Below are 12,114 nucleotides of genomic sequence, written 5' to 3' on the forward strand. Positions count from 1 at the left end.
GGCTGGAGGTGCCATGTCCGACCACGAATCTTCTTCCCGCGACGGGGCGGCCGACCGGCCGGCCGATCCCGCACCGGACGACGAGTCCACCCTGCGCGACCCGCAGGAGCCCGACGTCTCCACCTCGTGGCGCACGATCACCGCTCCGTGGGGCACGCCGGGCAACCATCTGACCGGCCCCATCCCCCGTATCCGACGGCGACCCGACGGGTCCCTCACCCACGGCGAGGAGTCCTGAGGTGAGCGGTGCGGAGCCGTACCGCGTCTGCGTGGTCTGCTCGGGCAACATCTGTCGCTCACCGATGGGTGAGGTCGTGTTGCGTCGCAAGCTGGAGGAGGCCGGTCTCGGCGACCGGGTCGTCGTCGACTCCGCCGGCACCGGCGACTGGCACGTCGGGGGCGGCGCCGATCCCCGCACCCTCACGGCCCTGACGGCCGGCGGCTACGACGGATCGGCCCACCGCGCGCAACAGTTCGGCGAGACCTGGGTGAACGAGCGCGATCTCGTCCTCGTCGCCGACGAGGGTCATCTACGGGCGATCCGCGCGCTGGCGGCCGCCGGCGACACCACCCACGTCCGGTTGCTGCGGTCGTTCGACCCCGCGGCCGTCGAGGCGGGCACGCTCGAGGTCGACGACCCCTACTACGGCGCCGACGACGGCTTCGACCGATGCCTGCGCGAGGTCGAGGCCGCCTGCGACGGCGTGGTCGCCCACCTCGAGACGACGCTGCGCTGATCTGACGGCGCCCACCTGCGGATCCCCCTTCGGGTCGGGCGGGCCAGGGCTGTCGGTGGGGGTGACAGAATGCCGGGCATGGGTTCCCTCGCCGACATCACCCCTCCGATCGCCCTCGGTGCCCTCGACGGCCGGTACCGCGCCGCCGTCGCGCCGCTGGTCGACCACCTCAGTGAGGCGGCCCTCAACCGGGCGCGCGTGCACGTCGAGATCGAGTGGCTCATCCACCTCACCGACCGGCGGGTCGTCCCCGGGGTCCGGCAGCTCACCGAGACCGAGATCGCCCGGCTCCGCGCCATCGTCGCCGAGTTCGGCGCCGACGACATCGCCGAACTCGCCGAGATCGAGCGCGAGACGGTCCACGACGTCAAGGCCGTCGAGTACTACCTCAAGCGCCGCATGCCCGACATCCTCGGCGAGGACTCCGAGCAGCTGGCCGAACTCGTCCACTTCTGCTGCACCAGCGAGGACATCAACAACCTCTGCTACGCCCTCATGGTCAAGGGCGCCGTGCAGACCGTCTGGCTGCCCAAGGCCGAGGACCTGCTCGAGCAGCTCGCCGCCCTGGCCGCCGAGCACGCCGAGGTGCCGATGCTCTCGCGCACCCACGGTCAGGCGGCCACCCCCACGACCCTCGGCAAAGAACTCGCCGTCTCCGTCCACCGCCTGCGCCGTCAGGTCCGCCGCGTCGCCGCCACCGACTTCCTCGGCAAGCTCAACGGCGCCACCGGCACCTACGGCGCGCACGTCGCCGCCGTGCCCGAGGCGAACTGGCCGGCGATCAGCAACACCTTCGTCACCGATCGCCTCGGCCTCACGTGGAACCCGCTGACCACCCAGATCGAGAGTCACGACTGGCAGGCCGAGCTGTACTCCGACGTCGCCCGGTTCAACCGGATCCTGCACAACCTCTGCACCGACGTGTGGACCTACATCTCCCTCGGGTACTTCGCGCAGGTGCGCGGCCAGGGCACGGTCGGGTCGAGCACCATGCCGCACAAGGTCAACCCCATCCGCTTCGAGAACGCCGAGGCCAACCTCGAGGTGAGCAACGCCCTGTTCGACGTGCTGTCCTCGACGCTGGTGCAGTCGCGCATGCAGCGCGACCTCACCGACTCCTCGATGCAGCGCAACATCGGCACCGCGTTCGGTCACGGCATGCTCGCGCTCGACAACGTGTGCCGCGGCCTGGCCGGTCTCGACGCGGTGCCCGCGCAGATGGCGGCCGACCTCGACGGAAACTGGGAGGTGCTCGGCGAGCCCATCCAGTCGGCGATGCGGGCACTCGGCGCGCAGGGCTTCGGCGGGATGGAGAACCCCTACGAGCGCCTCAAGGAGCTCACGCGCGGACGCCGCATCGACGGCGACGACCTGCGCGAGTTCGTCCGCGGTCTCGGACTTCCCACCGAGGTCGAACAGCGGATGCTCGACCTCACCCCGCAGACCTACGTCGGGCTCGCGCCCGAGCTCGCCCGGCGTCACCTCTGACGCCGCGGCCCGACCGACCCTGACCGACACGACATCGCGAGGAGCACCTGCAGATGAGTACGGCGGCCTGGGCCCCGGTCGACGACACGATCCCTCCACTGCGGTGGTGGGCCGCGGTGATCTGCAGCGGCCTCACCCCGCTCCTGCTCACGCCGCTGGGCGACCTGCTCGACCCGATCTGGCTGATCGTCGTCCTCGTGGTGTTGACGCTGGTGGCGGTCGGGTGCGGGCTCCCTCCGGCGTTCGCGCGGGCCTGGCGTGAGCTGACGACCCAGCGCCGGGTCGGTGGGGCCACCCTGTTGGCGGCGGCGTGCGTCCTCGCCCTCCTCAGCTCCGTCACCTTCTTCTTCGCCGGCATCATCGACGGCTTCGTGGCCATCGCCCTGGCCGCGGCGGCCCACCTCGTCGCCGCCCGGGTGCTGACCACCGTGCTCCGGGTCGTGCCGGGCGCCGTCTCGCCGGGAACGCTGCCCGCCGGGGATCCGGCGAAACCCCGCGGACTCCTGACCCGTGTCGATGTCGGACTGCGGTGGCTGCCGACCGCGGTCGGTGTCCTCGCGATCCTCGTGGTCCTGGGGTGGACTCTGCTGCGCATGGGCGACCTGCCGTGGTTCGGGTTCGTCGAGGGCTCCTTCGCCGCCCTGTCCATCCTGCTGGTGGCCTCGCCGGCGGCGTTCTGGCTGGCCAGGGTCCTGCCCACGCGGGCGGCCCGAGACCGGGGTCGTGAGCTCGGCATCCGCTACGGCGACGTCGATCTGTTGCGCCTGGCCCGCGTGCGGCACCTGGCGCTCGACCCGATCGGCGTGGTCACCGATCCGCGTCCCCGACTGGTCGGCGTGCACACGCTCGGACGACTGCAGGCGACGGCGGCGCTGCAGGCCGCGGCCAGCGTCGCCGACGACGGCGGCACACACCCCGCCCACGCCGCACTCGTCGGGGCGGCCCGCGATCGCGCCCTCGCGCTCCGACCGGCCGAACCGATCGACGGCAACGGCCCCACCCGCCGCGGCCGCATCAAGGACACCGTCGTCACCCTCGGCACCGCCGACGCCTTCGACCGGGTTCCCACCGAACTGCTCGACCGCGGCAGCACCCTGTTCGTCGGGTGGGGCGGCATCGCCCGCGCCGGGTTCGAGCTCGTCCCGACGGTGCGGTCCGAGGCGTTGGCGGACTGGCCCGAGTTGTCGGCGCTCCAGATCGACCCCGTGTTCGGATGCGCCGACGAGGTGGCGCTGCGGCACGTCGGCTCGGCGCTGGAACTGCGCGATCAGGACATGCACGTCGTGTCCGACGACGCCCACGCTGCGGGTGACGATGCGAGGACCGGCCCCGCGACCACCACGCCCCCGACCACCGGCCGACAGACCGGGATGAGGACGACCTGGCGTTCCCTGATCGAGGACCTGCGTGCGCTGGCCCCCGTCGCGGTCGTCGGCGAGCACGGCACCGAGGACGACCCCGACGTGTTCGTCCTCACCGACGCACCGGCGCGCACCGAGGACGGCCCGCACCCGCACACCCCGAGCAGCTCGACCACCGTCCGCCTCACCCACGCCGACCTGTCCGGAGCGGTTCGTGCTCTCGCGTTGGCCCGCAAGGCCTCTCGGGTGACCACGCAGGGCCTCGTCCTCGTCGCGGTGGTCCACCTCATCACGCTGCCCCTGGCCGCCCTCGCGATCCTCGAGCCGACGGTCGCCGCGGTCGTCGGCGCGGGCCTCCCGCTGCTCGTCGCCGCCAACGGCCTGCGTCCCCGCAGCTTCGACCGGGAGCACGCGGACGCCTGACCCGCATCGACGGGGCATCCCAGCGCACCTGCCCGCGGCGATCATGTCCGCCCGGGAGAGCGAGCCGGCCGGGTCGCCGACGTCAGGGCCGTGCCGCAGCCCCTGGACCGGGGTGGGGCCCGATGTCGGTCGGCGGCACGCCCGGCCGGGTCACGCCCCGCGCACCGCGATGCTCACCGCGGCCGGGGTGGATCGCGCCGGTCGACGCCACCAGGGGCGATCCCGATCCGCCCCGGGAGACGGCGACGATCTCGGCGAGGATGCTCAGCGCGGTCTCGGCGCTGGTCACTCCTCCGAGGTCGAGCCCGGCCGGGCCGTGCAGTCGCGCGAGCGCCTCCACGTCGATCCGCGGCGCCAGCCGCTCGAGGCGCCGCTCGTGCGTCGTCCGTGAGCCGAGCACACCCACGTATCCGGCGTCGCTCGCGAGCGCCACCTCGATCACGGGATCCTCGATCTGCGCGTCGTGGGCGAGCACCACCACGGCGGTGTCGCCGCCGATCCGTCCGGCCGCCACCAGCTCCTGCAGGTGCCGGTGGGGACGGGCGACGCGGACCTCGTCGGCCTCCGGAAATCGCTGCGGCGTGGCGAAGACCGCCCGATGGTCGACGACTACGACTCTCCGGCCCGCCGCTGTCCCGAGACGAGTGAGATCGGCGGCCACCTCACCGGCGCCGTAGAGGAGCAGGAGCGGGCGGGCGTCCGCGGCCGCCTGCCGGGCCGCTCGCAACCGGGGCAGGTCGGCCGCGGTAAGCGGGGTGACCTCGACCGTCATGGCCCCGCCACAGAGGATCGTCGGGGCGAGGTCGAGCAGGTCGGGCGGCAGGTCGTGGTCTCCGGCCTCCGGGTCGGTGCTCTCGGACGGGCCGTGGTACCGGCGTCGCACGGGTCGACCCGTGGTGAGGGCCTCGAGTGCCAGCGCATGGGTCTCGCCGTCGACGCAGCCGACCGACACCGAGCCCGCGGCGGATCCGTCGGGATGCACGGCCATGGCAGGCCCGACCATCCGCGGGGTCGAGCCCTCCACCGCCGTCACAGCGACCAGAGCCACGCAGACACCGTCCTCCAGCCAGGTGACGGCCTGGGCCAGGGCCCGGCTCATCCGTCCAGCTTCGCCGGAGCACTCCGCACACCCCACCGCGCCGAAACGGACGCGAGGTCGGCGGGATGGTCGACATCGGTCCCCGACGACAGATCGCCGGACTCCACGACCACGGTCCCGGGAGACCGGAGCAGGTCTCGCGCACCCACGTCGTCGTGGGCCTGCCGGGCAGCGGCCGACCACCGATCGCGACCGAGGAGCACCGGATGACCCGGTCGCCCCGCGAAGGTCGTGCGTGCCAGCGCCCCCTCGCCGCGAGGATCGGCCGTCAGCAGCCTGCGGACCAGCTCCGGCCCCTGCTCGGGGAGGTCGGCGAGGGTGATGACCACGGAGTCGACGTCCGTGCCGGGGTGATCGTCGACCACCCCGGGCAACGCCGACAACCCCGTCCGCAGGGACTCCCCGAGACCGTGTTCCCAGGTCGGGCACTCCACCAGACGGAGGTCGGCCCCCGCGCCTCGGTCGACGATCGCCCGGAGCTCGGCCCGCACCCGTTCGTCGTGTGTGCCGACGACGACGAGGACCGGATCACAGCCTGCCTCCGTCAGCGAACGGATCGCATGGGCGAGCAGGGTCGTCCCCTCGGCGTCGGTGAGCAGCAGTTTGGGACCTCCCTCCGGCGACGGCGACGCAGCCGTGTCGTCGGCGGGTGTTCCGTCCTCGACCCCGGACTCCGTGGCCTCCATCCACCGTCGTCCCGCCCCGGCCGCGAGGACGAGACCGGCGATGCCGGAGCGCATCAGAGCAGGTCCCCCGGGCTGATCGGCAGCGAGCGGACCCGGACCCCGGTGGCGTCGAACACCGCGTTGGCCACGGCGGGAACGACACCGGTGATGCCGATCTCGCCGATGCCGCGCGCACCCATGGGGTTGAGGGAGTCGTCCGCGCCGGGCAGCCACAGGGCGTCGATGTCGAGCACGTCGGCGTGCGTGGGCACGTGGTAGGTGGCGAGGTCCTGGGTGACGACGTGACCGAACCGCGGATCGCGCACGCCCTGCTCGTGCAGCGCGGCGCCGAGGGCCATGATCATGCCGCCGATGAACTGCGAGCGCGCACCGCGGGGGTTGAGGATGCGTCCGGCGGAGAACACGCCCAGCAGCCGGCGGGCCCGGATCTCACCGGTCCAGCGGTTGACGGCCACCTCGGCGAACTGGGCGCCGTAGGAATGCGTGGCGTACTCGGGTTCCTCGGCCTTCGTCTCGGCTCCGGTGGTCGTGGCGCCGGGAGCCGGGTCGGTGCCGTGCTGGTCGCGGAACGCCCGGGCCGCCACGACGACCGCCGAACCCCATGAACTGGTCCCGGTCGACCCGCCGGCGACGGTGGCCTTCGGTAGTGCGGAGTCGCCCACCTGCACCTCGACCTCCTCCGGGCTCACGCCCAGGGCGTCGGCGGCGATGAGACCGATGGTCGTGCGGGCCCCGGTGCCGAGGTCGGCGGCGGCGATGGCGACGGTGTAACGGCCGTCGTCGAAACCGATCCGGGCCACGTTGCCCGGCGATGAATGGGCCGGGTAGGTGGCGGTGGCCACGCCCATCCCGATGCGCCAATCACCCTCGAGGCGGCTGCCGGGGGTGCCGGCCCGCTCCGACCAGCCGAATCGTTCGGCGCCGAACTCCAGGCATTCGATCAGCCTGCGGTCGCTGAACGGCAGGCCGGTCTCGGGGTCGATCTCCGGCTCGTTGCGCCGTCGGAGCTCGATCGGGTCCAGACCGGCGGCGACCGCGAGTTCGTCCATGGCCATCTCGCAGGCCGCGACCCCGGGGAACATGCCCGGCGCGCGCATCCAGGAGGGGACGCCCACGTCGAGTTCGGTGAGCCGGTGGCTCGTCCTGCGGGTCGCCGATGCATACAGGCTGCGGGCCGGCAGCCCCGTCTGTTCGACGAACTCCTTGATGCGGGAGGAGGACTGGTGCACCGCATGCTCGAAGGCGACGAGAACGCCGTCGGCGTCGGCGCCCAGCCGCATGTGGGAGACGGTCGGCACGCGGTACCCGCACAGGGAGAACATCTGCTGCCGCGTGACCGCCAGCTTGAGAGTCCGACCGGGAATCGTGCGCGCCGCGAGCACGGCGGCGATGTCGGGCGCGTGCGGCAGGCCCTTGGAACCGAACCCGCCACCGACATGCGGCGAGACGACGCGCACCGCCCCGGGTTCGAGCCCGAACGAGGTCGCGTACTGCTCGGCGGCGCCGTGCGGGTGCTGGGTGGAGGTGTGGACCGTCACCGCGTCGTCGTCGTGCCACGTCACCACGTAGGCGTGCGGCTCCATCGCGTTGTTGTGCTCGTGCGGGGTGCGGTAGGTCTCCTCGACGCGGATCGCCGCCGAGGCCATCGCCGCGTCCAGATCGCCCTCGGCGGTGTCGGTCGGTGTACCGGGCATGACCTCGTCGGGCGCGGTGACCGGGGAGTCGTCGCGCATCTGCGCCACGAACTCGGTCTCGGTGTAGCTCACCTGCACGAGGGAGGCGCCGTGGCGGGCGGCCTCCGGTGAGTCCGCGAGGACGACACCCACGATCTGGCCATGGAAGTCGACGACGTCGTCCTGGAGCACGTCGAACTCCCGGTCCTCGCGGTCTGCGAGCCGGGGTGCGTTCTCGTGGTGGACCACGGAGTGCACTCCCGGGGCGGCGAGCGCGTCGGTGGTGTCGATCGCGGTGATCGTGCCCCGCGGCACCGACGCCGTGACGAGATGTCCGTACAGCGCGCCCTCGACGACCTGCTCGAAGGCGTAGGTCGCCCGCCCGCGCACCTTCAGCGCGGCGTCACGGCGGTCCACGTCGGTCCCCATGGAACGAGGAGCCTGCGGCGACGGCTCGGTGCTCTGGCTCATGACGCCACCTCCTGCGACTGCTCGGCCAGCCCGAGCAGGACCATGGCGGTCGTGCCCGTCACCATGGCCGGTTTGAACCGGTTCCCCTCCTGGGTGTGGGCCTGCCCGAGTTCGGCTGCGCACGCCTCACGCACCGTCGTCTCGGTGAGCCCACCCACCTCGATGCCGGTCAGCGCCTCCTCGACGGACCGTGCCCGCCACGGCCGGTGAGCCACCCCGCCCCACGCGAGGCGCACCCGATCGACCCGACCGTCGCGGATCCCGAGCACCGCCGCGACGGAGACCAGCGCGAACGCGTAGGACGCCCGGTCGCGCACCTTGTGGTAGGTCTGCGCCGCCCCCTCGAGGGGGCCGGCAGCTCGACCGCGGTGACGAGGTCGCCGTGCCGCAACGTCGTGTCCGACGCGGCGTCGTCCCCGGGCAGCCGGTAGAACTCCTCCAGGCCGAGACGACGTTCGCCGTCGACGCCCAGGACGACGACCTGCGCGTCGAGCACGGCGAGGGCCACCGACATGTCACCCGGATGCACCGCGCGACAGGCGGGCGAGGTGCCGAGGACGGCGTTGTCGTGGGTGTGGGCCCGTTCGTCGTCCGCGGAGCAGCCGCTGCCGGGCTCCCGCTTGTTGCACGGGGTCGTGACGTCCTGGAAATACACGCAGCGGGTGCGCTGGAGCAGGTTCCCTCCGGTCGTGGCCTGGTTGCGGATCTGACCGCTGGCCCCGGCCAGCAGCGCCCGGGACAGCACCGGGGCGTGACGCCGCACCCACGGGTGGGCGGCGAGGTCGCTGTTGCGCACCCCGGCACCGATCCGCAGCCCGCCCTCCTCGGTCTCGGTGATGTCGGCCAGAGCCAGCCGACCGACGTCGACGAGACGATCCGGCGCGACGATGCCGAGCTTGAGGTGATCGAGAAGGTTGGAACCGCCGGCCAGATAGACCGCGCCGGGGTCGCCCGCGACGAGGTCGACGGCCTCCTGCGGGGTGGCGGGACGGGCGTACGCGAACGGCCTCATGACCGGCCCTCCGTCGTGTCTGCCGTCTGGGTGAGGCCCGCCGTGGCGGCCAGGGCGTCGGCCACCCGGTCGGGTGGCGGGTGTCCGGCGACCTCCCGGACGGCGTCGACGATGTTGGGATAGGCACCGCAGCGGCACAGGTTGCCCGACATCCGCTCACGGATCTCTGCCTCGTCGGGCTCGATCGGCCCGGTGAGGTCGGCGGTCACGTGACTGGGGTGGCCGGCGGCGAGCTCCTCCAGGACACCCAGGGCCGCGCAGATCTGGCCCGGGGTGCAGTAGCCGCACTGCAGCCCGTCGCGTCTCACGAACGCCCGCTGCATCGGGTGCAACCCGTCCGGGTCGTCCTCGTCGGTGAGACCCGCCGCCGTGGTCACCTCCGCACCATCGTGCTGGATCGCGAGGGTGAGGCACGACAGATGCCGCCGGCCCTCGATCAACACCGTGCACGAGCCGCACTGGCCGTGATCACAGCCCTTCTTGGGTGCGTTCTCACCCAGTCGCTCCCGGAGCGCGTCGAGCAAGGTGGTGCGTGGTTCGACGTCCACCTGCCGACGTTCTCCGTCGACGGCGAGGCCGATCGTCAGGGGGTCGGAACTGCCCGGTGCATTCACGGCGTCTCCTCACGGGCCGATGTGTCCACTCCGTTCACGCTACGTGGAGAGCGCGGTCTCCGCGCGCCCGAGAACCCTGCCGTGGGCGGCACTCCACGACGCGGGAATCAGCATGGGGCGAGCCACGCCCACCGCCGGCCGCGGTCCTCTCGCGCGGGGCAGGCCATGGCAGGATCCTCGCGGGGCGATGAGCCCCGGAATGCCCCCGGTCCCGCCGCCGTTGACCGACACGATCACGGCGGTGGCCTCCGACGCTCCGCCCCGGTGGGGCCACCCCCGCCCGGGCGCCTTGCCGCCCACCAGCTTCCCGTCTGCGCGAGGACTTCCATGACCGACTCACCACGCTCCGGCAGCCACGAGAGCGAGACCCGCTCCTCCGAGGAGGGGATGCTCGCCTCGCTCGTGGCCATCGTCCGCTTCACCTCCGAGCTGCGGCGCTACTACCTCGGCGTCATCGTCTGCGCCCTGGTCACGGCGGGTGCCGGACTGGCGACGCCGTTCCTCATCGGCCACGCGACCGACACCATCGTCGATGCCGTCAACTCCGGCTCCGGCGTCGGCGTGCTGCCGACCCTGGCGATGCTGGCCCTCGCCATCCTCGTGATGGAACTCGTCTCGACCGTCATGCACAACCTCGGCGGCTACACCGGTGACGTCCTGTCCAACCGCATCCGGGCGCTGCTGTCGACGCGCTACCTCGACAAGCTCCTGCGCCTGCCGCAGGACTGGTTCGACAGCGAGATGACCGGCTCGATCGTCTCGCGCCTCAACCGGTCGATCACCGAGGTGTCGAACTTCATGAAGTCGATGTCGAACACCTTCTTCTCGATGCTGCTGCAGACGGTGGCGGTGCTCGTGATCAGCGCGATCTACTACTGGCCGTTGGCCGTACTGCTGGCCGTCGTGTTCCCCGTGTACGTGTGGCTCACGGGCCTCACCTCACGCAAGTGGCAGCGCCTGGAGGCCGACAAGAACCACCACATCGACAGCGCCGGCGGCCGCTTCGCCGAGGTGGTCGGGCAGATCCGGGTCGTCCGCTCGTTCGTGCGCGAACGCCACGAACTGCACACGTTCACCGATCATTTCGAGCGCACGCACGACACCACGCGGGAGCAGTCGCGCCACTGGCACACCATGGATGTCCTGCGCCGTGGCGTGCTCAACGTCGTGTTCGCCGCGATGTACCTGCTCATCTTCTGGCGCACCCTCGAGGGCGAGTTCAGTGTCGGTCAGATGGTGCTGCTCATCCAACTCATCACGATGGCCCGCACCCCCGTGGAGATGATGAGTTGGGTGCTCGACACCGCCCAGCGCGCCGTCGCGGGCTCCCGGGACTACTTCCGGGTGATGCGGGAGGTCGAGGTCCCGACCCCGGACGGGATGCCGGAGCTTCCGGCTCGCCCCGAGGACGCCCCGGTGCTCGAGTTCGACGACGTGCGCTTCGGCTACGGCGACGGCCCGGACGTGCTCACCGACGTGACGTTCGACGTGCGTCCCGGGGAGCGGGTGGCCCTCGTCAGCGAGTCCGGCGGCGGTAAGACGACGCTGGTCAACCTGCTGCTGGGCCTCTACCCGCTGCGGTCGGGGCACATCCGCATCGACGGCATCGACATCGCCGCCATGCCCCACGACGAGCTGCGGCGCCGGGTGTCGATCGTGTTCCAGGACGCCTCGTTGTTCTCCGACACGGTCGGGGAGAACATCCGCTACGGGCTGCCCGACGCCTCGCAGGACGAGGTCGCCCTCGCGGCGCGGCGGGCCAACGCGGGCGAGTTCGTCGAGCGTCTCGACGGTGGCTACGACGCCCTCATCGGCGAGCGTGGTCTCAAGCTCTCCGGCGGCCAGAAGCAGCGGATCTCGGTGGCGCGAGCCATGCTCAAGGACGCCTCGGTGCTCGTGCTGGACGAGGCGACCAGCGCCCTGGACACCCGCTCGGAGCGGGCCGTGCAGGAGGGTCTGGAGGAGCTCATGGCGGGGCGGACCTCGCTGGTCATCGCCCACCGGCTCTCGACGATCGCCACCGTCGACCGCATCGTCACCCTCAAGGAGGGGCACGTCGACGAGATCGGCACCCCGGCCGAACTCGCCAAGACCGGAGGGGTCTACGGCGAACTCCTCGCCCTCCAGCGCCGAGGCGAGGACTCCTACCTCAACGCCTACCAGACCTCCCGCTGAGGACACCCCCGCCCACGTCGGCTCAGGCGCGCACAAGCACGAGGGAGCCGGGGCGGTCCGGCGTGGCGGCGGCCGGATCGCGCACGGTGCGGGCCGTCGTCACGCGGCGCTCCGGCGATGGCCGGGAAAGGCCGCCCGGAAGGCCGCAGGTGGATGGCGGCGGGGCTTGTCGTAGCCGCGCGGGCGCATCGCATCGAGGATCCGCGCGACGGTGTTCCATGGGGTCGCGTAGACGTCGTCGGCGCGGAGCACGACGAGCCGCCGGCCTGCCCCGTCGAACCACTCGCAACCCGTCCTGCCTCAGGAACGGCCCGTCGAACGTGCTCTGCGGTGCGTGCGCGCGCGATGTCATGCGAGGCACCCTGCCGCGAAGGG

Annotated in this window: 11 protein-coding genes; 5 read left to right on the forward strand and 6 right to left on the reverse strand. The window is 72.2% G+C overall.

The window, feature by feature from the left end:
- The first annotated feature begins 13 nt into the window (after positions 1 to 13).
- From QQK49_RS16560 to QQK49_RS16575, 4 genes are all read left to right on the forward strand, one after another.
- Positions 14 to 238 carry a hypothetical protein gene (locus tag QQK49_RS16560; protein ID WP_284304897.1) on the forward strand — a complete coding sequence of 75 codons (225 nt, stop codon included), beginning with the start codon at positions 14 to 16 and terminating at the stop codon, positions 236 to 238.
- A gap of 1 nt (position 239) precedes the next feature.
- Positions 240 to 737: a low molecular weight protein-tyrosine-phosphatase gene (locus tag QQK49_RS16565; RefSeq protein WP_284304898.1), complete on the forward strand. Its 498-nt coding sequence runs from the start codon at positions 240 to 242 to the stop codon at positions 735 to 737.
- 78 nt (positions 738 to 815) lie between these two features.
- Positions 816 to 2,225, forward strand: coding sequence for an adenylosuccinate lyase (purB, locus tag QQK49_RS16570; RefSeq protein WP_284304899.1), 1,410 nt, complete (start codon positions 816 to 818; stop codon positions 2,223 to 2,225).
- Positions 2,226 to 2,278: 53 nt separating this feature from the next.
- Entirely contained in the window at positions 2,279 to 4,009 is a 1,731-nt protein-coding gene (locus tag QQK49_RS16575) for a hypothetical protein (RefSeq protein WP_284304900.1), read from the forward strand.
- Between the two features lie 82 nt (positions 4,010 to 4,091).
- Here QQK49_RS16575 and QQK49_RS16580 read toward each other — a convergent pair whose 3' ends face one another.
- From QQK49_RS16580 to QQK49_RS16605, 6 genes are read right to left on the reverse strand one after another with little or no spacing between them, the layout of a single operon-like run.
- Positions 4,092 to 5,108 carry an XdhC family protein gene (locus QQK49_RS16580; RefSeq protein WP_284304901.1) on the reverse strand — a complete coding sequence of 339 codons (1,017 nt, stop codon included), beginning with the start codon at positions 5,106 to 5,108 and terminating at the stop codon, positions 4,092 to 4,094.
- Positions 5,105 to 5,848 carry a nucleotidyltransferase family protein gene (locus tag QQK49_RS16585; RefSeq protein WP_284304902.1) on the reverse strand — a complete coding sequence of 248 codons (744 nt, stop codon included), beginning with the start codon at positions 5,846 to 5,848 and terminating at the stop codon, positions 5,105 to 5,107. Before QQK49_RS16585 ends, QQK49_RS16580 begins: the two co-directional genes overlap by 4 nt.
- Complete coding sequence (locus QQK49_RS16590; RefSeq protein ID WP_284304903.1) at positions 5,848 to 7,938, reverse strand: xanthine dehydrogenase family protein molybdopterin-binding subunit; 2,091 nt, start codon at positions 7,936 to 7,938, stop codon at positions 5,848 to 5,850. Before QQK49_RS16590 ends, QQK49_RS16585 begins: the two co-directional genes overlap by 1 nt.
- Complete coding sequence (locus tag QQK49_RS16595; protein WP_284304904.1) at positions 7,935 to 8,207, reverse strand: FAD binding domain-containing protein; 273 nt, start codon at positions 8,205 to 8,207, stop codon at positions 7,935 to 7,937. Before QQK49_RS16595 ends, QQK49_RS16590 begins: the two co-directional genes overlap by 4 nt.
- Positions 8,108 to 8,950: an FAD binding domain-containing protein gene (locus tag QQK49_RS16600; protein ID WP_284304905.1), complete on the reverse strand. Its 843-nt coding sequence runs from the start codon at positions 8,948 to 8,950 to the stop codon at positions 8,108 to 8,110. The genes QQK49_RS16595 and QQK49_RS16600 overlap by 100 nt, the downstream gene beginning before the upstream one ends.
- On the reverse strand, positions 8,947 to 9,564 hold the full coding sequence (locus tag QQK49_RS16605) for a 2Fe-2S iron-sulfur cluster-binding protein (protein ID WP_348536221.1): 618 nt from the start codon (positions 9,562 to 9,564) through the stop codon (positions 8,947 to 8,949). The genes QQK49_RS16600 and QQK49_RS16605 overlap by 4 nt, the downstream gene beginning before the upstream one ends.
- 387 nt (positions 9,565 to 9,951) lie before the next feature.
- Between QQK49_RS16605 and QQK49_RS16610 the strand changes: the two genes are divergently transcribed.
- A complete protein-coding gene (locus QQK49_RS16610; protein WP_284305939.1) occupies positions 9,952 to 11,739 on the forward strand; it encodes an ABC transporter ATP-binding protein in 1,788 nt (595 codons plus the stop codon).
- Positions 11,740 to 12,114 lie beyond the last annotated feature (375 nt).

It is taken from the genome of Mobilicoccus caccae, from assembly GCF_030161635.1.
Classification (GTDB): Bacteria; Actinomycetota; Actinomycetes; order Actinomycetales; family Dermatophilaceae; genus Mobilicoccus; species Mobilicoccus caccae.